Source organism: Flagellimonas sp. L-11 (assembly GCF_056857735.1).
In genome coordinates this window covers 15,557-39,784 of record NZ_JBSXNR010000022.1, presented here as the reverse complement: position 1 = coordinate 39,784, position 24,228 = coordinate 15,557, and the positions used below count along the sequence as shown (strand labels likewise).

22 protein-coding genes are annotated in these 24,228 nt (G+C 42.7%); 5 read left to right on the top strand and 17 right to left on the bottom strand.

What is annotated here, in order from left to right; translation table 11 throughout:
- Positions 1–145: transposase (locus AC13CC_RS01735; RefSeq protein WP_482878233.1), on the top strand; the 145-nt coding region annotated here is incomplete at its 5' end.
- 141 nt (positions 146–286) lie between these two features.
- On the opposite strand, the gene AC13CC_RS01730 is transcribed toward AC13CC_RS01735, so the two are convergent.
- From AC13CC_RS01730 to tamL, 5 genes are all read right to left on the bottom strand, one after another.
- A complete protein-coding gene (locus tag AC13CC_RS01730) occupies positions 287–2,521 on the bottom strand; it encodes a polyribonucleotide nucleotidyltransferase (protein ID WP_482876565.1) in 2,235 nt (744 codons plus the stop codon).
- A 237-nt stretch (positions 2,522–2,758) separates the two neighbouring features.
- Positions 2,759–3,028: a 30S ribosomal protein S15 gene (rpsO, locus tag AC13CC_RS01725; protein ID WP_293167671.1), complete on the bottom strand. Its 270-nt coding sequence runs from the start codon at positions 3,026–3,028 to the stop codon at positions 2,759–2,761.
- Positions 3,029–3,193: 165 nt separating this feature from the next.
- On the bottom strand, positions 3,194–4,054 hold the full coding sequence (accD, locus tag AC13CC_RS01720) for an acetyl-CoA carboxylase, carboxyltransferase subunit beta (RefSeq protein WP_482876563.1): 861 nt from the start codon (positions 4,052–4,054) through the stop codon (positions 3,194–3,196).
- Between the two features lie 26 nt (positions 4,055–4,080).
- Positions 4,081–5,148, bottom strand: coding sequence for a class II fructose-bisphosphate aldolase (gene fbaA, locus AC13CC_RS01715; RefSeq protein ID WP_482876561.1), 1,068 nt, complete (start codon positions 5,146–5,148; stop codon positions 4,081–4,083).
- Between the two features lie 52 nt (positions 5,149–5,200).
- Positions 5,201–7,789, bottom strand: coding sequence for a translocation and assembly module lipoprotein TamL (gene tamL, locus AC13CC_RS01710; protein ID WP_482876566.1), 2,589 nt, complete (start codon positions 7,787–7,789; stop codon positions 5,201–5,203).
- 24 nt (positions 7,790–7,813) lie between these two features.
- Between tamL and AC13CC_RS01705 the strand changes: the two genes are divergently transcribed.
- Complete coding sequence (locus tag AC13CC_RS01705; RefSeq protein WP_482876560.1) at positions 7,814–8,530, top strand: TrmH family RNA methyltransferase; 717 nt, start codon at positions 7,814–7,816, stop codon at positions 8,528–8,530.
- 159 nt (positions 8,531–8,689) lie between these two features.
- Here AC13CC_RS01705 and porT read toward each other — a convergent pair whose 3' ends face one another.
- Both porT and ubiE read right to left on the bottom strand, forming a co-directional pair.
- On the bottom strand, positions 8,690–9,388 hold the full coding sequence (gene porT, locus AC13CC_RS01700) for a type IX secretion/gliding motility protein PorT/SprT (protein ID WP_482876558.1): 699 nt from the start codon (positions 9,386–9,388) through the stop codon (positions 8,690–8,692).
- Positions 9,389–9,392: 4 nt separating this feature from the next.
- The gene (ubiE, locus tag AC13CC_RS01695; RefSeq protein ID WP_326278272.1) at positions 9,393–10,121 is read right to left on the bottom strand and encodes a bifunctional demethylmenaquinone methyltransferase/2-methoxy-6-polyprenyl-1,4-benzoquinol methylase UbiE; all 729 of its coding nucleotides are present in this window, start codon (positions 10,119–10,121) and stop codon (positions 9,393–9,395) included.
- A gap of 194 nt (positions 10,122–10,315) precedes the next feature.
- Between ubiE and trkA the strand changes: the two genes are divergently transcribed.
- Both trkA and AC13CC_RS01685 read left to right on the top strand, forming a co-directional pair.
- Positions 10,316–11,665, top strand: a complete 1,350-nt coding sequence (trkA, locus tag AC13CC_RS01690; protein WP_482876556.1) for a Trk system potassium transporter TrkA — start codon at positions 10,316–10,318, stop codon at positions 11,663–11,665.
- Positions 11,665–13,155: a TrkH family potassium uptake protein gene (locus tag AC13CC_RS01685; protein ID WP_326278268.1), complete on the top strand. Its 1,491-nt coding sequence runs from the start codon at positions 11,665–11,667 to the stop codon at positions 13,153–13,155. The genes trkA and AC13CC_RS01685 overlap by 1 nt, the downstream gene beginning before the upstream one ends.
- Before the next feature lie 86 nt (positions 13,156–13,241).
- Here AC13CC_RS01685 and AC13CC_RS01680 read toward each other — a convergent pair whose 3' ends face one another.
- Positions 13,242–14,426 (bottom strand): pyridoxal phosphate-dependent aminotransferase, encoded by a 1,185-nt coding sequence (locus AC13CC_RS01680; RefSeq protein ID WP_326278267.1) that lies wholly within the window; start codon positions 14,424–14,426, stop codon positions 13,242–13,244.
- A 13-nt stretch (positions 14,427–14,439) separates the two neighbouring features.
- Positions 14,440–15,543, bottom strand: coding sequence for a fatty acid desaturase family protein (locus AC13CC_RS01675; RefSeq protein ID WP_326278266.1), 1,104 nt, complete (start codon positions 15,541–15,543; stop codon positions 14,440–14,442).
- Between the two features lie 112 nt (positions 15,544–15,655).
- Here AC13CC_RS01675 and rsmG point away from each other — a divergent pair, with 112 nt between their 5' ends.
- Positions 15,656–16,291, top strand: coding sequence for a 16S rRNA (guanine(527)-N(7))-methyltransferase RsmG (rsmG, locus tag AC13CC_RS01670; RefSeq protein ID WP_326278264.1), 636 nt, complete (start codon positions 15,656–15,658; stop codon positions 16,289–16,291).
- A 1-nt stretch (position 16,292) separates the two neighbouring features.
- Here the strand turns inward: rsmG and AC13CC_RS01665 are convergent, their stop codons facing one another.
- The 8 genes from AC13CC_RS01665 to AC13CC_RS01630 form a co-directional block, all read right to left on the bottom strand.
- Positions 16,293–16,415, bottom strand: a complete 123-nt coding sequence (locus AC13CC_RS01665; RefSeq protein WP_326278263.1) for a hypothetical protein — start codon at positions 16,413–16,415, stop codon at positions 16,293–16,295.
- 155 nt (positions 16,416–16,570) lie between these two features.
- Entirely contained in the window at positions 16,571–17,608 is a 1,038-nt protein-coding gene (locus tag AC13CC_RS01660; protein WP_326278262.1) for a DJ-1/PfpI family protein, read from the bottom strand.
- Between the two features lie 89 nt (positions 17,609–17,697).
- Positions 17,698–18,657 (bottom strand): GlxA family transcriptional regulator, encoded by a 960-nt coding sequence (locus AC13CC_RS01655; protein WP_326278260.1) that lies wholly within the window; start codon positions 18,655–18,657, stop codon positions 17,698–17,700.
- Position 18,658: 1 nt separating this feature from the next.
- Positions 18,659–19,423, bottom strand: coding sequence for a creatininase family protein (locus tag AC13CC_RS01650; RefSeq protein WP_326278259.1), 765 nt, complete (start codon positions 19,421–19,423; stop codon positions 18,659–18,661).
- Between the two features lie 74 nt (positions 19,424–19,497).
- Positions 19,498–21,126 carry an L-glutamate gamma-semialdehyde dehydrogenase gene (gene pruA / locus AC13CC_RS01645; RefSeq protein WP_326278258.1) on the bottom strand — a complete coding sequence of 543 codons (1,629 nt, stop codon included), beginning with the start codon at positions 21,124–21,126 and terminating at the stop codon, positions 19,498–19,500.
- Positions 21,127–21,199: 73 nt separating this feature from the next.
- On the bottom strand, positions 21,200–21,586 hold the full coding sequence (gene apaG, locus AC13CC_RS01640) for a Co2+/Mg2+ efflux protein ApaG (protein WP_326278257.1): 387 nt from the start codon (positions 21,584–21,586) through the stop codon (positions 21,200–21,202).
- A gap of 5 nt (positions 21,587–21,591) precedes the next feature.
- A complete protein-coding gene (locus AC13CC_RS01635) occupies positions 21,592–22,845 on the bottom strand; it encodes a DUF3667 domain-containing protein (RefSeq protein WP_482876551.1) in 1,254 nt (417 codons plus the stop codon).
- Between the two features lie 31 nt (positions 22,846–22,876).
- Positions 22,877–24,121: a type IX secretion system plug protein gene (locus AC13CC_RS01630; protein WP_326278255.1), complete on the bottom strand. Its 1,245-nt coding sequence runs from the start codon at positions 24,119–24,121 to the stop codon at positions 22,877–22,879.
- Positions 24,122–24,228: the final 107 nt, after the last annotated feature.

The following is a 24,228-nucleotide window of genomic DNA, read 5'->3' as shown; positions in this document are numbered from 1 at the left end:
CTGGGACGTCGAGGCCGTTTTCGGCAACATCAAACAAAATATGGGCTTCAAACGGTTCCTGTTAAGGGGCATCGACAAGGTGGAGACCGAAATAGGGCTCATTGCCATGGCACACAACCTTAAAAAGGCAACTTTAAGGGCATAGGGACCCTATGGCCCGATTTTTTCCAAGGGAAATAAATCGATAAAACGCAACATTAAGGCAGGCACCCACAAATCACCCCCTAAATAAAAAGACCGCCTAAATGTTTTTAGACGGCCTCTTTTATATTCCAACAAAGAAGTTTTAATCTCTATCCCTTCTTGGCTTTCTATCGCGGTTGCCACCTCTACGGTCGCCGCCACCACCTCTGCGGTCACCACCTCTATCGTTGCGGGGAGGACGTTCTTGATACCCTTCAGGTTTTGGCAACAAGGCTTTTCTCGATACCTTTTCCTTTCTGGTTCTTGGGTCTAGTCCGAAGTATTTCACATCAAACACATCTCCCATATTTACCACATCGGATACATTTTCGGTACGTTCCCATGCCAATTCGGATACGTGAAGCAATACTTCGTTCCCTGGTGCCTCGGTATATTCTACCACAGCCCCAAAGTCAAGCATTTTGATCACTTTGACCTCATAAACACTTCCCACTTCTGGTTTAAACATCAGGGAATCTATCTTGGCCAATACGGCATCGATACCATTCTGGTCTGTACCAAGAATTTCCACAATACCTTCTTCGGTATCTGGATCTTCGTTGATGACAATTGTGGTATTGGTTGTTTTTTGAAGTTCTTGGATCACTTCCCCGCCTTTACCGATAAGTGCACCAATAAATTCACCTGGAATAACTCTGGTAACAATTTTTGGAGCATAGGACTTAACCTCTGCTCTAGGCTCGGCAATGGTTTCGGTAAGTTTGCCCAAAATGTGCATTCTGCCATCTTTGGCTTGCATCAAAGCTTTCACCAGGATTTCATAAGAAAGTCCTTTTACTTTGATGTCCATTTGACAGGCAGTGATGCCATCTGCGGTACCGGTTACCTTAAAGTCCATGTCGCCCAAGTGATCTTCGTCACCCAAAATATCGGATAGTACGGCATATTTACCGGTCTCCATATCAGTGATCAATCCCATGGCAATACCGGAAACGGGTTTTTTCAATTGAACACCGGCATCCATCAAGGCCATGGTACCGGAACATACGGTTGCCATGGATGAGGAACCGTTGGATTCCAATACTTCGGAAACCACCCGGACCGTGTAAGGACAATCCTCGGGAATCATACCTTTTAGCGCACGTTGTGCCAAGTTACCGTGTCCTACCTCTCTACGGGATGTACCACGAATTGGTCGTGCTTCACCAGTTGAGAAAGGAGGGAAGTTGTAGTGTAAATAGAATGTTTCTTCACCTTCGTAAGATGGCATGTCTATTTGGTTGGCCTCTCTTGAGGTTCCCAAAGTAACTGTTGCCAAAGCTTGAGTTTCGCCACGGGTAAAGATGGCGGAACCATGTACGGAGGGCAAATAATCGATTTCGCACCAGATAGGTCGAACATCTGTGGTTTTACGACCGTCCAAACGAAGTCCTTCTTCCAATGTTAGGTTTCTAACAGCTTCTTTTTCTGCTTTATGGTAGTATTTGGAAATCAAATCGCCGATTTCTTCCAATTCTTCTTCGGAAAAAGATGCTTTGATTTCTTCTTTGATAGCGGCAAATGCCTCGCTTCGTTCTTTTTTGGAAGAACCTGCTTTGGCCACTTCATATACCTTGTCGTAGGCCATGTCGTGGATTTTTTTCTGAAGTTCTTCGTCTTCAGCTTCCAGTTCGTACTCACGGACCTCTTTTTTGCCGAAAGCTTCAGCCAATTTTATCTGTGCGGCACACTGTACCTTAATGGCTTCGTGGGCAAATTTGATGGCTTCCACCATTTCCTCTTCGGAAATTTCGTCCATTTCACCTTCTACCATCATCACGGAATCTGCAGAGGCACCGATCATCATGTCGATGTCGGACTCCTTTAATTGTGCTCTGGTCGGGTTGATGACGAACTCACCGTTCACCCTACCCACACGAACTTCCGATATGGCACATTCGAACGGGAAATCCGAAAGTTGAATGGCGGCCGAAGCAGCCAATCCGGCCATGGCGTCGGGCATAACGTCCTCGTCATGCGACATCAACTGGATCATCACCTGTGTTTCGGAGTGGTAATCCTTAGGGAACAATGGTCTCAGTACCCTGTCCACCAAACGCATGGTCAATACTTCGCCGTCGCTAGGTCTTGCCTCTCTTTTAAAGAAACCACCTGGATAACGTCCTGCAGCGGCAAATTTTTCGCGATAATCCACGGTAAGTGGTAAAAAGTCCACGTCCGAAGCTTTGTAATTGGAGACAACTGTACATAATAACATACACTTGCCAGATTGGACAACAACAGAGCCATGGGCCTGTTTTGCCAGTTTTCCGGTTTCGATAGAAATCTCCCTACCGTCACCGAGGTCTATGACCTCTTTGAATGTCTTTGGAATCATAAAATTAATCTTACCCAACCAATTATGGTCAGGTTGTTAAACATTGGGTCTACCGCCATCCGGGCGGTCGGGTTGTGTTGTTGTTGTTGTTGTTGTTGTTGTGTGCTTGGGAGCACTTGACCAATGAAAAACTATTTGTAGCTTTTTGTGTTTGCCCAGTGTTAAGCTGGGACTTTTATGCGGTTGAAACGAGTTCAACCAAAACAAAGGGGAAGCCTAAGCCTCCCCTTTTTGTTTTTATTTTCTAATATTCAATTCCTTGATCAAGGAACGATATTTTTCAATGTCTTTTTTCTTAAGGTAATCCAAAAGACTACGTCTTTTACCTACCAATGCCACCAAAGAACGCTCGGTGTTGTAATCTTTGTGGTTCCTTTTAAGGTGTCCGGTTAAGTGGTTGATACGGTGTGTGAACAAAGCAATTTGTCCTTCCGTGGAACCGGTGTTGCTCTCAGAGCCGCCGTGTTTTTTAAAAATCTCGGCCTTTACTTCTTTTGTTAAATACATTCCAATATTATTTAAATGATTTTTATGTATTGATCAATCTACGATCAGCGTGCAAAGGTAAGCGTTTTTTTGAAATCAAAGGGCTTATCGGTCAAACTTTTAAGGTTGCTATAAACCGGACTTTCTCTTTGTAAAACAAAAAAAGCCCCGAATTCGGGGCCTTTTTTAACTTCTTAAAGGTTGATTGGTAATCAAATCGATATAGAGATTGATTTTTTTCTTTAGATCCCTACGATGGGTTATGAAATCCAAGAAACCGTGTTCTTTCAAAAATTCGGCCGTTTGGAAACCATCGGGAAGGTCTTTCCCGGTAGTGTCCTTTACAACCCTTGGTCCGGCAAATCCTATTAAAGCACCGGGTTCAGCAATGTTAATGTCACCCAACATGGCATAGGAAGCTGTTGTGCCACCTGTTGTAGGGTCCGTACACAATGAAATGTACGGTATTTTTGCATCGGCCAATTGGGCCAATTTTGCTGATGTTTTTGCCAATTGCATCAGGGATAGGGCGGCTTCCATCATACGGGCCCCGCCAGATTTGGAAATCATCACAAATGGCACTTTTTTCCTTTTGGCCACATCAATGGCGCGCGATATTTTTTCGCCAACCACACTTCCCATGGAACCTCCTATAAAGGCAAAGTCCATGCAGGCTACAACAATATCCTTTCCTTGGGACTTGCCAACTGCAGTTCTCACCGCGTCTTTTAAACCTGTTTTTTTCTGGGCAGCCTTTAAACGATCGGAATATTTTTTTGTATCCACAAACTTTAATGGGTCTTTGGACGTCATTTTTGTATCAAGTTCACGGAACTTGTTGTCATCAAAAAGGATTTCAAAATATTCCTTACTGCCAATTCGAACGTGATAATCATCTTCCGGACTTACGTAGAAGTTTTTTGCCAAATCCTCGGCCTCTACAATCTTACCAGTGGGGGATTTGTACCACAACCCCTTTGGGGTGTCTTTTTTCTCCTCGGTAGCTGTTTGTATTCCTTTTTCCTTTCTTTTAAACCAAGACGACATGCAATCAATATTTAGTTAGACAAAGGCTACAGGGTGTTTACATTGTTCAAATCCTCGAAGGCTTTTTTCAAACGGGCCATAAAGGTTTTTTCTCCTTCTCGCAGCCAAACTCGGGGATCGTAGTATTTTTTATTGGGTTGGTCATCGCCATCAGGGTTACCTATCTGTGTTTGTAGATAATCCTTTTTTCCTTGGATGTAATCACGAACACCTTCCAAAAATGCGTATTGCAAATCGGTATCAATGTTCATTTTGATGACCCCGTAACCGATGGCTTCCCTGATTTCTTCCAAAGTGGAACCTGAACCTCCGTGGAATACAAAGTCGATATGGTTGTGCTCTACACCGTATTTCTCGGTGATAAACTCTTGGGAGTTCTTAAGGATTTTTGGGGTCAACTTTACGTTACCTGGCTTGTATACCCCGTGTACGTTGCCAAATGCGGCAGCAATGGTAAATCTTGGGCTTACTTTTGAAAGTTCTTCGTAAGCAAAGGCCACTTCTTCTGGCTGGGTATACAATTTGGAATCGTCAACATCCGTATTGTCCACACCATCTTCCTCGCCTCCGGTGATTCCCAATTCAATCTCCAAAGTCATATCCATTTTGCTCATGCGCTCTAGGTATTCTTTGCAGATTTCAATGTTTTCTTCAAGGGGTTCTTCGGAAAGATCGATCATGTGTGAACTGAACAATGATTTTCCGGTTTCCTTGTAATGCTTTTCACTTGCGTCCAAAAGTCCATCGATCCAAGGCAACAATTTTTTGGCACAGTGGTCTGTATGCAGAATTACGGTTGCTCCGTAGGCCTCGGCCAATTGGTGAACGTGTTTAGCGCCTGCAACACCACCAAGGATTGCGGCTTTCTGGTCTTCATTGGAAAGTCCTTTTCCTGCATTGAACTGGGCTCCTCCGTTGGAAAATTGGATGATTACGGGAGCGTTCAATGTTGCGGCGGTTTCCATTACGGCATTGATACTGTCTGAACCGATTACGTTTACGGCAGGAAGTGCATATCCGTTCTCTTTTGCGTGGTTGAAAATTGCCTGTACTTGATCACCGGTTGCAACACCGGGCTTGATATTGTGGGACATAGTTATATTGGTTTCAAATTAAATAGGAAACAAAAGTAATAAAATATTTCCTCTAGAAAGGATAATTGATCCCTATGTTGAAGACGGCCTGTTTGAAGCTGTATCCATCGAACCAACGATCGGGCCCGATTTTGGCGGGGTTGTACGTTTTGAACCCTACATCCAACCTAAAAACAAAATAGGTGAAATCGTAACGAAGCCCAAGGCCGGTTCCCAATGCAATGTCCCCTAGAGAAGCGAACCCGCTAAATATGGCGTCGGGGTTTGTTTCGTTGTCGAATACATTCCAAATATTGCCTGCGTCCGCAAAAAGGGCACCCTTTACATCGCCGGCAATGGGGAACCTATATTCAAGGTTTAGGGCCAGTTTTAGGTTGGCCTCGTTAAAATCGTTGATGTTGTCCGTACTGCCAGGTCCAAGCTCGTAAGCGTTCCAGGCGCGGTTGTCGTTGGACCCACCTGCAAAGTAGCTGCGAACAAAGGGCACGTTGTCGGAATTGCCATAGGGAATTGCCAGGCCGGAGAAGCTCCTAAAGGCGATTACCTGTCCTCCTCCAATACTCCAATGGCGTATATAATCGAACTCGGTTTTTAGGTATTGGGAGAAAGGAACGCTGAAGACAAGGTGCTGTCCGTTGGTATTTTTGTTGAAAGGTATTGCATTGGTGAGCAATGAGAGCATGGCACCGGCACTTTCGAGTTTTATACGATACTGATAAAAATCAAGGTCGTTGATACCTGATTTACTGTTTTTGGTATGGGTGAAATTACTGGCAAAAATTAGGTTGTCCTCTGTTAACCTTCTTCGTCTTTCCTCAATGCTATTTACTTCTTGTTTCTCTTCTGGGCTTACTGGAATTGAATCGCTCAATACATCTTGGGCAAATCGGTTTGCTCCATCTGGTATGCTTAGCTTTGGTTCTTCACCTTCTTCCAGAATGGGATCAAAATAGGAGGAATATTCAGGGTTGTCCTGAAATTGATCGGCGATATCGTCCAAATTGGAAAAGGTATTTCGGTATACATTGTAGAAATTGTTCGTGTTTACATTGCGTACAAACTCCACATTGATAAGTTCAATATTGTTTTTTAACCGTTCGGAAGGCGACCAGTTATAGGATAAAATGGAGTTCAGGGACTGTTTGTCCAAACCGATGTTCCGTTGAAAGTTGGTACCTGCGGACAATCGGCTTTGTGGGAGCATATAATAGGGTATGATGCGCTCTGTATTGAAGGGCAGCCAGATCCGTGGGAATGTAATGTTGATATCCCCTCCGAGCTCGGAGGTGAATGTTTCATCCGATAGGGAGGCATCGCTCAACAAACCAATGGATCCCCTTGCCGAAATATTCAAAGTTTCTGCACCTCCAAAGACATTCCGTGTGATCACCGAAGTACTAAAGGCGGTGCCCACTTGTTGAATGTTGGAGTGGGTGACATCAAAATTCAGGTTTAAAGAGTATTTGGGCTTGGCGGCCAAGTAGATGTTGGTTTCCAGTTCCGTTTGTGTGGAATCCGGTATAAACTCAATATTGGGGTACTTAAAGGTGTTCAGGTTGGTGATCTGCCTATAGGTTCTTATTCTGTCCAAATCTCGGTAAACACTATCTTTTTCAAAGAAAATGGCATCGGCCAATGCTTTGGGGCGGTAGCGGAGCTTGCCATTGTAATAGATGTTGTAGTTTTCGTGTTGAATACGCTGTAAAGTATCCATGCCTCCGTTTATATCATAATCTGCGTAAATGTTGATTTGTTTGTGGCGAGCCACCTTGTACGGCATGTTGGTATCCGTACTATCGTTCGAGCTCCTAAATTTTTTAATGTTCAATTGCACATCCATGAGCTGGTCGTCCGAAGCAAGGGTAGTATCCCGCAGAATACTGTAGTTGATGGAGCTTTCCTGGAAATTATATACCCCCGAATTTCTAAACAAGCTTGTTAATCGCTCCCGCTCCATGGTAAATTTGTCCAAATCAAATTGTTCACCCTGTCTAACAAAACTTTGCCCAATTGCATTCTGGTATATGGAATCCAACTCTGGTGAGGTAATGTTTTTTTGTATGGTGTCCACAATGTAGGGCTTATTCAGGGTGATGTTATACTCAATACTTGCCTTTCTCTTTTTTTTGCTGTCCACTATTTGATATTCCCCCGTGTTGTTAAAATACCCTTTGCTATTGTAATAGGATTCCAGTTTTTTGAGAGATTTATTGGTCTCTGAAGTGTCAATAATAACAGGGGGTTCTCCAATTCTCTTCAAAAACTCACTATATCCTTTTACCAGAAATGATTCGCTCAATCTGTTTACCTGCTTCTCGGAAAGCAAATTGTTAAGTCGTTTTTCCCTTTTTTCTTTTCGGTGCAGCCAATCCTGAAATGATGAATCGGGGTTTTCCTTGGCTAGGTTATAAAGATTGAGTTTTAGCCGGTAACCCAAAACATTGCTGTTGGGTTTCTGGGAGATAAGTCCTTTTATTTCGCTGCTGCTTATTTTTTCATCATCGACCAAAATGGTGTTTTTGGTGAGCAATAATTCATCCTCCCCAACCTTTTTTAAGGTATTGCAACCCAAAATGCTAAGCAAAAGCAACAATAATCCTATTTTTGCCCAGTTGCACGTTACACCAAAAGAACCATTCATAGAAGCCAAAAATACACGATTTAGATGGTTACAAAAAACCAAATTAAACTAGTTGTTAGCCTAAAGCAAAAAAAGTACCGATCTCAACATCGACTCTTTGTTGTTGAAGGAGAAAAGGTAGTGAATGAATTACTGCAGGCGGGAGTAAAGCCATTTAAAGTTTTTGTTGATGATGCTGTATTGATGGGGAAATTTAAAGGTGCCGAAGTGGTTTCCTCCAAAGTTTTGAAGCAAATGAGCAGCCTGACCCGCCCAAATGGCGTGTTGGGGGCTTTTTATATGGCCGAATCCCATAAAGCGATTGATGATGATTGGATCTTGGTGCTGGATGCCGTTAGGGATCCCGGTAATTTGGGAACCATTATCCGGCTTTGTGATTGGTTTGGTATAACAAAGCTCGTCTGTTCGCCGGACACGGTGGATTGCTATAACCCTAAAGTATTACAGGCCACCATGGGTTCCATTGCTCGGGTGAACATTGTTTATGTTGATTTAGAAGATTATTTGCGAAAAACAGACCTTCCCGTTTACGGTGCTTTTATGGATGGCGAAACCATTTATAGATCCGATTTGGCGAAAAAGGGAGTTTTGGTAATGGGCAACGAAGCCAATGGTATTTCTGAAGAAGTGGGTCAATTTATCACCAAAAGAATTTCCATTCCCCAATTTGGTGCTGCCACTGCCGAAAGTTTGAACGTAGCCACGGCAACCGCCATTTTGTTGAATGAAATACGAAGGTGATTTTTGGAACTTGGAACTTGGAACTTGGAACTTGGCAGAACTTATTGCATACTGCCACTCCGTTACTGGTTATCGAATTATTTTGTTGTTGAATTTTGAATCAGGAGTTGGAAGTCGGGAGTCCGAAGTCGAGTGCTGTCTTTTGGGATTTGATTCTTACTATTCAAACGTAAAATTGATGAAGATTCCCCGGGTGCGCATTGCGTTGATGTTCCCGGTCCAAGGACTGTTGGGGTCCTCATCCGGAACCAATTCGTCCGTAAGGGCAAAAACACCTCGGATAGATGGTGTGAACTTAAAGTACTCGGTGTAAAAATCAATTCCAAAACCCAATTCATACCCATACACATTTTGTTTCATCCGGAATTGTCCACTACTGTTATCATCTAGGCTATCCTCATTGCTCCCTAAATTGATGGAAGTATACACTCCGCCAATAATAAAAGGTTTCCAGTTTCCAATTCTTCGGGTACTTGCCTTTATCAGTAAAGGGAACCTTATATAGGTCGAACGCACTTCGCGCAGCGCATCGACTTGGGAAGTAAAGCCCGGGAAACCAAGGATTCTGGAAGTGTAGAGCAGGCCGGGTTCAAAACGGGCATCCAAAAACTCATTGATTCTAAGTTCTCCGATCAATCCCACATTAAAACCAAAACTTTTGTCCACCAATATATCTTTGCCAATATCATCCTTGTATTCAAATTGAAAGTCGTATTGGTTAAACCCCAGATAATATCCCCAGTTCAAAAATTTCTTATCCTCGTTCTGAAGATTTAAAATCGGGTCGCCGCCAAATTGGGCAATGGCAGGGGTGTTTGTTACTGCTAGAAGTCCAAAAAGGATAAGGAGATTTTTCATTAATCTATTTTGAAGCGACATAAATGGATGCGACACCCATGGTTTGTGGTTTGTTCTCTACTCCTATAAACCCGATTTTCCTCAAAATATTGTTGAAAGCCTCACCATGAGGGAAAACAGATGCCGATTCACTCAAATATCTGTAAGCCGACCTGTCCTTGGAAAAAAGTTTGCCTATAGTGGGCAAAACATACTTTGTATATATTTTATATCCTTGTTTAAAAGGGGTCTTGGTAGGGACGGAAGTTTCTAGAACTACAAAATGCCCCTTTGGTTTTAGTACACGATAAATTTCTTCCAGCCCTTTATCCAGATCTTCAAAATTCCTCACCCCAAAGGCCACGGTGATCGCATCAAAGGAATTGTCTTGAAAAGGTAGGTTTTCGCTATCTCCAACCACCATTTCAATGGTATCCTGTAATTTTTTATTGGATATTTTGGTTTTGCCCACTTCCAACATGCCGGGAGATAGGTCCAGACCGACAATTTTTTTGGCCCCGGTCTTTGCCATGGCAATGGCAAGATCACCTGTGCCGGTGGCAATGTCCAAAATTGAATTTGGGGATTTGTCCTTTAAAAAAGCCACGATGCGCTTACGCCATTTAACATCGGTTCCAAAGGAAATAACACGGTTAAGGCCGTCGTAATTTCCAGATATATTATCGAACATTTGCCTTACTTGGTCCTTTTTGCCAAGCTCAGATTCTCTATAGGGCGTCACCTTTTTCGACATCGCTTAAATTTGGTGGCAAATATACAACTTAGCTTAAGGGATGAAGACAAAATTATTTATGTAATTTTGCCATCCAAAGGGATTTATTTTCCGTATTTGGTTAAAAGTATGGAGTTTACGTATAGCATACCATTCCTGATATTGTTTGCAACGTGCAAGCTGAGGTTATTTGAGAACACATCCTATTCCAATCAATGAGAATCATTATTGCAGGTGCTGGTGAAGTCGGGTTTCATTTGGCCAAATTATTGTCCTATGAAGCACAGGAGATCACTTTGATCGATACCGATAAGGAAAGACTGTCCTATGCCGATAACCATTTGGATATTCGAGTACTTCGGGGCGATGCTACATCTATCCAAGTATTGCAAGATGCGCAAGTCGACGGCTCCGATCTGGTAATCGCGGTAACAGCATCGGAAACTACCAACCTGACCCTTTGTGTGCTTGCAAAACAATTGGGCTGCAAACGTACCATGGCCAGAATTTCCAATACGGAATTCATGGACAATCGGGATATTATCAAGTTTGAGGAATTGGGTATTGATGAATTGATTTCACCGGAGCGCTTGGCGGCTATGGAGATCCAGTTGATGCTCAATCAATCCGCCTTTAACGATACCTATCAATTTGAAGGAGGACTGCTCACCATGTTCGGGGTAATACTGCCCAAAACCGCACCATTTGTAGGGAAGATGGTGAAGGAGGCAGCTCGAATTTTTCCAGAACTCAATTTTATGCCCATCGCATTGCAGCGAAAAGGAACTCAATTTACTTTGATTCCAAGGGGTGATACCGTTTTTAAAGAAGGCGATCAGGTGTATTTCATTACCTCGGATAAGGGAGTGGAAGAACTCTACAAGCTTTCCGGAATGCAAAAACAGGAAATTAAAAATGTGATGATTCTCGGAGGCAGTAAAGTGGGGTATAAAACGGCAAGGGATCTCTGCAACAAAAAATTCAATGTAAAACTTATTGAAAAAAACAAGGAAAAGGCATTTGACATTGCGGATGAACTTCCCCATGCCCTTGTAATAAACGGGGATGGGCGCAATGTAGAGTTATTGGAGGAAGAAAATCTGGAATCCATGGACGCCTTTATTGCCGTTACGGGGAATTCCGAGACCAATATAATGTCCTGTTTGGTGGCCAAGAGCAAAAAAATCAAGAAAACCATAGCCTTGGTGGAGAATATGGACTACTTCCAATTGTCCCACTCCATTGGTGTGGATACCTTGATCAATAAGAAGCTCCTTGCCGCAAACAGTATTTTTAGGTATATCCGGAAAGGGGAGGTGCTCGCCTTGACCCGTCTCAACAATTTAAATGCCGAAATTTTAGAGTTTGAAGTAAAGGCTACATCCTTGGTAAATGGTGAGTTGATCCGGGAGCTTAATTTCCCTAGAGAGGCAAGTATCGGTGGTGTTATCCGAAACGGAGAAGGAGTTATTGCGTTGGGTGATTTTAGGATTGCCAAAGGGGACAAGGTAGTGGTCTGCTGCCTGCCCAAAGCCATACCAAGGATAGAAAAGCTGTTCCTATAATGAAGCTCAATACACGGATCATTATTCATATTATGGGGCTTTTGTTGCTTTGCAACGGCTCTTTTATGCTTTTGGCAGCACTTGCCAGTGGCATATATAAAGATGGTGCCACCATGGAAATTATGTTGGCCGCCATTGTGACCATGCTTTTTGGGATGATGGCCATGTTCTACACACGGGGCCATAAAAAGGAGGTCCAAAAAAAAGAAGGATATATCGTGGTGACATTCGGATGGATCGTAATGTCTATTTCTGGGATGTTGCCCTATCTTTTTTCCGGAGCAATACCCTCCATTACCGATGCTTTTTTTGAAACCATGTCGGGTTACACCACTACGGGAGCTTCAATATTGGATGATATAGAAGCCTTGCCCGAAGGAATTTTGCTCTGGCGGAGCCTTACCCATTGGATCGGGGGTATGGGAATTATTGTACTTGCCATTGCCATTTTACCACTTTTGGGTATTGGTGGCATGCAATTGTTCGCCGCAGAAGCGCCCGGGCCCGGAGGGGATAAACTTCACCCAAGAATTACCGATACGGCTAAGAGGCTTTGGTTGATTTATTTTGGATATACAGTGCTGGAGGCCTTGCTGCTAAAGTTTGCTGGAATGTCTTTTTTCGATGCCATCAATCATGCACTGGCCACTATGTCAACAGGAGGGTTTTCCACCAAAAATGCGAGCTTGGCCTTTTGGAACGATCAACCTTTGATTCAATACATTGTAATTCTTTTCATGTTTTTGGCAGGAAGCAATTTCGTGCTCAGCTATTTTGCATTAACAGGAAAGGTGCAACGCATCCTAAAGGATGAAGAGTTCAAGTACTACCTTGGTTTTGTGGTGATCTTTACCATTGTTGTTGCCTTGGGTATTTATTTTAGGGCAGATGTGCCCGTATCCGATTTTCACCCTATGGTACTGGGAGAAGTGGAAAGCACCGTTAGGCATGGTTTGTTTCAGGTGGTTGCAGTGATTACAACAACGGGCTTTGTTTCTGCGGATTTTACCTCATGGACCCCATTTTTGACCGTTTTCTTTTTTGGTTTAATGTTCCTCGGAGGCTCGGCGGGTTCAACAGCGGGAGGAATCAAGGTTATGCGACACCTATTGATCATCAAAAACGGTATTTTGGAATTTAAGAGGACCTTGCACCCAAATGCCATCATACCTGTTCGCTACAATCAAAAAACGGTTACAGAGCATATTGTTTACAATGTGATAGCTTTTTTTGTACTGTATATGCTGCTCTTTATTATAGGTTCGTTGGTGCTGGGCCTCTTGGGATTGGACTTTGTATCGGCCGTTGGGGGGGCTGCTTCTTCGCTGGGTAATGTAGGCCCCGCTTTGGGCAGTTTAAACCCGGTCAGCAATTATAACAGCCTTCCTGCGGCAGGTAAATGGTGGTGTAGTTTTTTAATGCTTTTGGGCCGGTTGGAGCTGTTCACTGTACTGATTTTGCTTACCCCATATTTCTGGAAAAAGACCTAATAAAAAAACCTCTTGAAGTAAACAAGAGGTTTTAGTCGATTTATGGTGGGATACTGAAACAGCTTCAGTATGACATCTTCATATTTTTAAAGCACGGCCTTAATTCGGGCAATGGCCTCTTTCAATTCTTTTTCCGATGCTGCGTAGGATATACGAATGCAATTAGGATTTCCGAAAGCTTCCCCGGTAACCGTGGCCACGTTGGCATGCTCCAACAAGTATAGTGAAAAATCTGAAGCGTTGTTAATGGTAACACCGTTCAAGGTTTTTCCAAAGAATGCCGAAATATCGGGGAACACATAAAATGCACCCTCGGGCACGTTGAGGTTAAATCCTTCTATCTCTCCCAAAAGTCCAAGTACGAGGTCCCTTCTTTCATGGAACTTGTCGATCATAAATTGGATCTTGCTCACTGGGGCCTCCAATGCGGTGATTACGGCACGCTGCGCAATGGCGTTGGCACCACTGGTCACCTGTCCTTGTAATTTGGTACAGCCTTTAGCTATCCACTCCGGTGCGCCGATATACCCGATACGCCATCCCGTCATGGCAAAAGCTTTGGATACGCCGTTTACGGTAATGGTCCTGTCGTACATGCCATCAATGCCGGCAATGCTTACGTGGCCGCCTGCAAAATTGATATGCTCGTAGATTTCATCCGAAACCACATAAATATCGGGGTGTTTTTTCAATACCTTGGCCAAACCTTCCAATTCTTCCTTGCTGTACACCGAACCACTGGGGTTGCATGGTGAGCTGAACCAGATCATTCTTGTTTTTGGGGTTATGGCAGCCTCCAATTGCGCTGGTGTCATCTTAAAATCGGTGTCGATTTGAGTGAGAACCTCTACGGGCACACCTTCGGCCAATTTTACGATGTCGCTGTAACTGACCCAATACGGAGCTGGGAGAATTACTTCATCGCCTGGGTTAAGAACCACCATGGCCACATTAAACAGCGATTGCTTCGCTCCAGTGGATACCACAATTTGGTTCAAACCATAATCAAGGTCGTTATCTCTTTTGAATTTGTTTGAAATCGCTGTTTTTAGCTCTGCATACCCATCAACAGGGGTGTAGCTGCTATAATTCTCGTCGATGGCCTGCTTTGCGGCATCTTTGATAAAATCAGGAATATTGAAGTCGGGTTCCCCCAAGCTCAAACCTATAATATCCTTTCCTTCATTTCGTAATTCCCGTGCTTTGGCAGCCATGGCCAAAGTTGCTGACGTGGACATGTTCTTGATCCTGTCAGATAAGTGGTTGCTCATTGGTACTTCGTTTTTACTGATATTGAAGCGTAGGTTTTTTACCTAGCTCCTTTAAGTGTTTGAAGTGCGAAATTATAGCTTTTCTGGTAGTTTTATATTCGTGATAAGGCAAATTGAACTCCCGAGCAGTCTGTTTCACAATTTTGGAAATATTTGTGTAATGTATGTGGCTGATGTTTGGGAAGATATGATGCTCCACCTGATGGTTCAATCCCCCGGTAAACCAGTTTACAATTCTGTTTTTAGTGCCAAAATTCACGGTGGTGAACAATTGGTGAATGGCCCAAGTGTTCTTCATGTTTCCTTCCTCGTCCGGTAAAGGGGTTTCTGCGTGGTCCACAATGTGTGCCAATTGGAAAACCACACTCAGGATCACTCCTGCAACGTAGTGCATGATAAAGAACCCAAGCAATACTTGCCACCAGGCAATATCGACAAAAATCAACGGGAGAACAATCCAAATGGTAATATAGATCACTTTTGTTATAACCAATGTACTCCAGTTGATTACTGGATTAGGTAGTTTTCCGTAGCTCAATTTCCGCTTCATATAACGGTACATTTGTTGGAAATCCGTGGTTATTGCCCAATTAAAGGTCAATAGGCCATAAAGCAAAATGGAATAGTAATGTTGGAATTTATGATGCTTTCTCCATTCGGCATGTTTGGAGAATCTTAAGATTCTTCCAGCTTCCATGTCCTCGTCGTGTTCGTGTATGTTTGTGTACGTATGGTGCAGTACATTGTGCTGAACTTGCCAGTTGTAAACGTTGCCGGCCAAAATGTAGATGCTGCTTCCCATGAGCTTGTTCACCCATTTTTTGTTGGAGTAAGCGCCATGGTTTCCATCGTGCATTACGTTCATTCCCACCCCGGCCATTCCTACACCCATGGTGATGGAAAGTAGCAGATAGCCCCAGAAAGGCAGGTTTAAGGTCAATATTAAAAAGTAGGGGGTCAAAAAAATGGCAAACATCACAATGGTTTTCAAGTGAAGTTTCCAGTTTCCGGTTTTCTTGAGGTTGTTTTCTTTGAAGTATTCGTTTACTCTCTTGTTGAGTGTCCTGAAAAATTGTGCGGAATCTCTTCTTGAAAACCGGATGGTATTATTATCCATAAAAATTATTTTTACAAAGGTAACTAAATTGCTTTTTTAGAGTCACAACGTTTTGTTAGAACGGTGTTAAGGTCTGTAAAAGTATTAATTTTACAAAATTAATGTTTGGAACATGAAAGCGGAACTCATCTTTAAATATTTTACGACACTCAACGACGAGCAAAGGCAACGGTTTATAAAGTTGGAGGCGTTGTACCAAGACTGGAACCAGAAGATCAACGTGGTTTCCAGAAAAGATATAGATGAGCTCTATTTGCGCCATGTTCTTCATTCTGTGGGCATTGCAAAGGTTCAGGTGTTCAACGAAGGTGCCCATATCTTGGATGTGGGTACGGGCGGAGGCTTTCCGGGCATTCCCTTGGCCATATTATTTCCAAACGTAAAATTTACCCTTGTTGATGCAATCGGCAAAAAAATAAAAGTTGTCAATGAAGTCGTGGAAGGGCTTGGATTGAAGAATGTTGAAGCCCATCATTCCCGTGTGGAGGAAATTCCCGGACAATATGATTTTATTGTAAGCAGGGCAGTGGCTGCGATGCCAACATTTGTGCACTGGACCAAAGGGAAGATTAAAAAGGATTCCGCCCATCAGCGTAAAAATGGCATACTTTACCTTAAAGGCGGTGACCTTACGGAAGAATTGAAGGGTTATGAAACCGTTCAGATCTTTGACTTAAACGAGTATTTTGAAGAGGATTTCTTTGAGACTAAAAAAGTAGTGTACTTACCCCAGAAGTTCAAGGGTTAAATTAAATACTGTACATTCTTTTGTATACCAATCTACACTTTCTGGCGTAGTCCTTGGCATATTGCCATAATTGCCCATACTTTTTAATCGCCGATTTCACCCATGCATTGATGTTAACTGTCATAACTAACTGATTTAGTAATATAAAATTAAGTAGATTACGTTTAATTTACAATTAGTTAACGTTAATTTTACATATAAATTGTCTATTTATTGACTAATCTCGTTTTAATTAGTTGGATATAAGATCGGTAAGTGTATATTTTCTTAAGTTCTGGATTAATCGAGTTTCTTGAATATTTTACCATTTTTCTCCAGCTGGTAGCCTATTATGTCCCCGGAAGGATTTCTTATAAACCCTACATATTCACTGCTTACGTCAGAGAAAAGATCATCGGTTTCATGATATATAGGGTAAAACATATGGTCGATTTCTGCCAATAAATTTCCTTGGCTCCTGTCATATTTTAAATTGAAGGTAGTGTCATTTTTGTATTGATAAATGCCCTCGAAATCCTTAAAAAAGTCTTCATGCTTTTGGTTGGTGTATGGATTTGATTCCGATAATAGGAGCCCATTGCCCATATCCCAGTTATCATACTCTATGTAGTAGGCAGTACGTTTGGCCGCATTGATGCCTTGAAGTTTGGCAACTAAATGCAAAGCACCATCTATACCGGCGGAAATTCCTGCTGTGGTAATCACATTTCCATTGTCAACATACCTCACATTTTTTCGGACATCTATTTTTGGGTAATTGTTTTCTAAATCGTAGAGTGCATTGTGAAAGGTTGTTGCGATTTTTCCATCAAGAATACCAGCTTCTGCGAGTACGAACGCTCCTGTACAAACCGAAAAATAATAATTGATGTCTTCTTGGTTTTTAACCCAATCAATAACATTCTTATTTTGGGAAGCCGCTTGGGAGTTTCCGCCAAAAAAAGCCAAAATATCAGCTTTAGGTGCATCTTCAATGCTATAGTCCGGCACCACGGTTAAAATACCTTGTGATTTGATGTGGTCCTTTGTTGCAGAAACCGTAAATACCCGGTAACCGGCATAGCTAAAAACTTCCATAGGTCCAGAAAAATCCAAAACCTCCACACCATCTTGAAGGTAAAAGGCAATGGTTTTGGACATTTCTTTTTTTACCAAAGGCATGTTGCAATGAGGGCAAACGCCGGGTGAATCATGGGTTATGTCATCGCAGCTGCTGTCGCATGGTGGACATATATACTTGGTATTGTATTCTGTGTTATTTTGGGCCATGGTCATTACGGAGATAAGGCAAAATATGATAAGTGTTAACTGTTTCATTTTTCCAAGATTGATGATTCGGTCAAAATTAGAAAGGTCACCAGCATTCTGAAAGGACAATTGTGCGCAGTATAGGGACAGTCTTGTTCTTAATTTTTGGAAATTATCTCTGGATTCTTTTTTAATAAAGCTCTTAATTGGTTGCTACTTTTAAGGCCACAGGCTTGTGCGGCGACACTCACTTTTGAGCCATTGGAAAGTAGTTCTGTTGCACGTTCGGCGCGCAATTGGTTTAAATAATCCCCAATAGTTGTCCCAGTGGTGTTTTTGAATAGTCTAGTAAGGTTCCTGCGGCTCATGTGAACCATTTCCGCAAGGGTTTCCACCTTTACTTTGTTCTCGAGATTCTGTGACAACAAATCCTGAACCACATGGATCCTATTATCCAAATGATTCCGATAGCGCAGATAAACGCTTAACTGTGGGTCTTTTGGAGTACGTCGCGAATAAATGACCACTTCTTTGGCGATTTTAGAGGCAAAAACCGGTCCCAAGAGTTCTTCAATAATATAAAGTGCTAAATCTATGCCCGACGAAACGCCGGCACTTGAGTAGATATTTCCATCTTTTACAATCAATCGATCGGACAGGACTATGGCCTTGGAGAATCTATTCTTAAAATCTTCAATGTACTTCCAATGTGTAGTGCATTCCTTTTCATCTAAAATACCGGTCATTCCCATAAGGTAGGCTCCCGTGCAGACCGAACAGATTTTAGCACCGGTTTGGTTTTGCGTTTTGAGCCATTCAAAGAATAAAGAGTGTTTTTCTTTGAACTGTTGGGATAGTAATAAATGAGATTCCAAACCTGGAATAAACAAAAGGTCTTCTTTATTTAGTTGATGAAGCCCAAAATATTCCAAATTACCCATGGATATACCTGCGCTTGACAACTGGTGTAAATTCTTGTCCAAACTTAAATAATGAGTTTCGAAGTCAGCTCCATACTCTTTCGCTTCATAAAATAAGTGAGCAGGACCGGAAAAATCCAAAAGTTGTACCTCAGGTGGAATCAAAAAGAAGACTCGGAACTTGCGTTTATGGCCCATTTTATTGGTAAAGGTCGTTTGTGTCGGCTTCGGCAATATCAACAAAAAGTTGTCCCATTTTGGCACAGATAAGGTTAAAGAACACCTCGCCTTTCTCCTTGCTGGCCTTGCTGGGGTCGCCTACACCGGTATCCTCGCTTATTTTTGACCAAGGACGTTCTGTCCAAGCCCATCCTTCGGAAAAGGCCTTAATCTTGTTTTTGAATTCTTTTCCATCGCCCCATTCTTCTTTGGGCAATACCAGTTCTGGCGTTAGGTGAAGAATAAGGCTGGTTTCCATCTCACCGGCGTGATCGCCGGGCTTGTCAAAAACCCCTGATTCATTTCCAAGGTTGAACCAATTGGTAACGCAAAGGAACATATCGGGGAAAAGTAGCCCCAACTCCCTGATAATGGCTTTCCAATTGTTGCCGCCATGACTATTTAGGATCATAAATTTTTTTATGCCCTGACGATTCAAAACTGTGAGAATATCTTTTAGAATGGCAAATTGCGTGCTTGGATTCAGGTTCATGTCCAAGTAAATATCCGGTTGACCCGTATTTACCCCAAACGGAATCGTAGGAAGCACAATTACTTTGCTGCCCTGTTCCCAAGCAATCTTGGCGGAGGCTTCGGCAATGGACGTTCCCTCGATAACATCGGTTGCATAGGGGAGGTGGTAGTTGTGTGCTTCGGTAGCGCCCCAAGGCAATATAGCAAGGTCAATAGATTCGTCTTTTAAATGTTTCCAGTTGGTTTCTGCCAAAATATAGGGTCTGGGCATGGGTATAATAAGTTAGGTTAAACAAAAAAGCCGTCAAGTTGTAATGACGGCCTTTAAAATAGGTGTTTTTTGTTTTATCCCAAAAATGGATATCTATAATCCTCGGGAGTAACAAAAGTTTCCTTGATCAATCTAGGGGAAACCCATCTTAGAAGGTTCTGCATGGACCCCGCCTTGTCATTGGTTCCCGATGCCCTTGCGCCGCCAAAAGGCTGTTGTCCCACAACGGCTCCGGTGGGCTTGTCGTTAATGTAAAAGTTCCCTGCGGCATTCTGCAAAGCTTTCGTGGCCTCGTCAATGGAATAACGGTCTCCGGACAGTACAGCTCCCGTTAAGCCATACTCCGATGTTCCATCCACTAACTTCAAAGTCTCGCTCCAATCCTTGTCCTCATAAACGTAAATGGTGACCACGGGACCAAAAAGTTCTGTGTACATGGTCTCGTACTGTGGGTTGGTGGTCAATATTACCGTGGGCTCTATAAAATACCCTTCGGATTTATCATAATTACCCCCTGCGATTATTTCAGCATCATTATCGGCTTTTGCCTTGTCAATATATTTGGCCAATTTATCAAAAGAGCCCTCGTGGATCACAGCTGTAATAAAATTACCCATGTCCTCTGGGGAACCTGGTTTATTAAAGGAGGCAATGTCTTTTTTTACCAACTCCAAAATTTCATCGGCAGTGGATTTGGGCAGATATACTCTGGAGGCCGCACTGCATTTTTGCCCTTGGAACTCAAAAGCGCCCCTGCTGATGGCGGTGGCCACCTGTTGGGGCTTTGCTGTTGGGTGGGCAATTATAAAATCCTTTCCGCCCGTTTCGCCAACGATCCTGGGGTAAGTTTTGTACTTGTGGATATTGTTTCCGATCTGTTTCCAAAGATTCTTGAAAACATGGGTAGAACCGGTAAAATGGATTCCTGAAAAATCAGGGCTGTCCAACACCGTATCCGAAATCATGACCGGGTCTCCGTAAACTACGTTGATTACCCCATCGGGCAGTCCAGCTTCCTTGAGCACATCAACAATCACTTTTGCGGAATAAATTTGGCTGTCACTAGGTTTCCATACCACCACGTTGCCCATCATAGCGGCACTGGTGGGAAGATTCCCTGCAATGGCCGTGAAGTTGAACGGGGTTATGGCGTATACAAAGCCTTCCAAGGGACGGTATTCCACGCGATTCCATACTCCTTCGGAAGATTCCGGTTGTTCGTTGTATATCTGGGACATATATTCTACGTTGAAGCGCAGAAAGTCCACGATCTCACAGGCAGAATCGATCTCGGCCTGATAAATATTTTTGGACTGGGCCAACATGGTGGCAGCGTTCATTTTTTGGCGGTAAGGTCCGGCAATCAGTTCGGCGGCCTTTAAAAAAATGGCACAGCGTTGTTCCCAGGTCAAATTGGCCCAAGCATCCCTGGCCTCCAAACAATTGGCGATGGCCTTTTCCACGTGTGCCTTCTCAGCAAGGTGGTATTGCCCAATTACATGTTTGTGGTCGTGGGGAGGGGATAATGGTCGGGTATTGCCCGTTTTTATTTCCTCGCTTCCAATGTAAAGTGGAATGTCCACATTGTCATTATAAAACGCTTTATATTGTTTTAGTACTTCTTCTCGTTCAGGTGAACCCGGAGCATAGCTCAGTACAGGTTCGTTGTATGCAGTTGGAACTTGAAAAAATCCTTTTCCCATAGAAATGTTTTTTTAGAGTTGTACAATTCTATCAAAGGTAATGAAACAGAAACCGAAAATAAAATGACGCCAATTAGTTTATGGCAAAGGGCGCTGCAAACTTAAATGTGGGGATCTCGACCTCGAATTCTTCTGAATTGGTAAAGTTGACCATACGATAATGGCCGCGCATGGCCCCTACGGGTGACGCCAAGAGACAGCCTGAGCTGTAGGTGTGCGATTTGCCCGGTTTTATAACGGGTTTTCTGCCAATTACACCTTCTCCGTCAATGGTCTCCATGTCCTTGAGGGCATCAAATACATCCCAGTGCCTGGCGGTGAGCTGAACGGTGTCCTTGCTAAGGTTCTCTATGGTTATGGTGTACCCAAATGCATAATGTACCTTATAGTTTTTAAAGAAGGTTCCTTCGAAAGAAGTGCGTACCGATATTTTAATTCCTTTTGTTACCTGTGTAAACATAACTGTCAATAGGTTAAACCGCTTCCCGCAAACGTGACTATGATCGTAAAAAAGGCCAGAATCATAAATACCGTGTTCAGAAAGATGTATTTCACAATGGTTTTAAATCTTCCTTGTCCATAGAATTTTCGCATGGCCTTATACAGGTATATGGCAAAAATCAACAGAAAGATTCCTGAGCTGTTTATATTGAATATGGTATCCAATGTGAGGCTAAGGATGAGCAAGATAAACAAGAGGGACTGATTGTGGAAACTAAAAATAAGATGATCGGTGTAGGTATAATTTTTTCTGATGTAAACCAACCAAATGAAGACTGTGAACACCGGCATAAAGAAAAATATGACGAAAGGAAGTTTGGATATGGTTCTATTTACCCAGCTCCCCGGTTCCCTTATTGCCCTTAAAATACTGTTTGCGGAGTTAAATGCCATTCTATTGGTCCAGGTTTTGCCTATGTTGTATCTGGTTTCAGCTTCTTCAAAGTTAAAAAGGGTGTCTTTTTTGATCACATGCCTAAAAAACTCTACTTTTTTGGAAAACCCACCTATGCCCGATTCTTTTTCGAGATTTTTAAAGTAGCCCGTTGGGTCGGCGTCCATAAAGGAGTCTTTCTTTTTTACTTTTTGTTGTGCCCCGTTCACAAAAACACCCAAAGAATCCAAGTATTTCAATTGCTGGGAAAGTTCGGGGTCTACCGCTTTAATCGAATCAAATTTTTGCATACCGACCAAAACCCCGGGATTTACCTTTTTTAAGGAATCCAGGGCTCTTTGTGCCTTTTTGGATTGCTTTTCGAGGACAACGCTGTCTACTTCAAGATCTCCGGAGTCCATATCGAATTTAAATGGGGAGCCATCATAAATGTTGCCGTCAAAATTTTTGGCTGCTTCATCCAGATTGGTGAAATTGGAATTGTAGGCGAACATCAAAAAATAGATAAAGGCCAAACTCAACAAAAACCGGAAAGGGTTGGTGTAGGTTATCCTTTTGCCATTTACGTAGTCCTTTGTAATCCTTCCGGGTCTAAGTAAAAGGGCCGAGAGTGATTTTATTAGCCTGGAATCGTAATTGATCAGGCCCGAGAAAAACTCGTCGATAAAGTCTTTGAGGGTTAATTTCTTGGTACTGTTGGCCTGTGAGCAATTAGGGCGGTACTTGTCGCTTATGTCGAGCGGGTGCCCGCAGTTAAGACATTTTACGCCCCTAAACTTTAGTTCGTAGCGACCTTTGGTGATCAAACCATCTTTTTTCGCCATACCTTTTTTAAGGATTTAGGGCTAAAGATAATTAATTACTGATATTCCTTGAGTTTACGGACCCTATACCTATTATACTATCGTACATGTCCCCAAAATCTCTGTAATAAACCAAGATCAAGTAGTTGTTCTCCGTAAAGTGGAAGTTGCCGCTCACCAGGTTGGGTTCAATTGTACCATCTTCCCTTTGTACAACATACTTATAATTGTAAAAGCCCTGTTTCATCATCAAAGTGGCTTCAAACTTCCCGGTTGATTCGTTGAACGTCATCCTGTTCCCATCGCCCAGTGCATAATTGTTGAACTTTCCGATCACATAAACATTATCGAGGCCTATTTGGTTGGTGTAGGGCAGGCTAAAATGGACCTTGGAATATTCGGCCTCTCTGGAAACATCCTCCCCTTGAAGCGTCCTAACAACAAAATCGCCATTAATGTCAGGAAAGTAGGTGTATTCTTTGTCGTACCGGTATTCGTTGGTGAACAAATAATGGTGGTACACATCCCTCATTTCAATATTGGATATGGCAAAGTTGGGGGAGCGAAGATCCTTGGTGTCGAAGTTTAGGTATTCGTTGCCGCCAAAAAAACTGGTTTCCTCGTTGTATTTGTAAACCAGCTCCGTACCGATAGTGAATTGGGGTTTAATGTTGTATAATGCCGTGGGCCAATGATGGTTTTGTATGATGGCTACTTTTACCTCCTTTTTTGGGTTGACCACGTTAAAGGAAGCTGTGTTGATAGTAAACTGTACCACCTGCTTTGTATTGATGAAGTTGAAATCCCGGGACCTTTTTACTGCGCCTGCAACGGAAACGGCATCCCGATATACCACAAACCTTCTAGAGAATTGGAGATCGCCATAACTGTTGTAGATCTCCAGAACAAAATTGCCGCTCACGGTTAATTTAACATTGTTGTTGGGGATGGTGAGCCGGTAATTGGAATAGGGCTGCAGGGTGGTATAGCTGTTTTCGTAGTCAATAATCCGTTGGTTGTCCGCCCCGGATATGTATTGGGATTTTAGTAACTGGGAAGGGGTCCAATCGTAATCGCAATGGACAATCCTATAATAGTAATCCTGTTCGTTGGCGGTGAGGTCATCGAACTCCAAAGTCATTGATTCCCCGAGCCGTATCACAGGAAATTGATCTTCGGTAGGACCTTTAAAAACCACTGATTTTATGTTTTCCGGTGGATTTACCTCTTCCATAACCTGTCCAAAAGCCGGAGTGGTAATCAAACCTAAAAGAGACAATATGAAGGTAAAACGCATCAAGGGCATAATTTTAGGGTAAAGGTAAACAAAAAGTATGCCTGGGGAATTAAGCTCGGCATAAACCCAATTTTATGGTTAATTATTATGAAAACAATCCTTTTAGT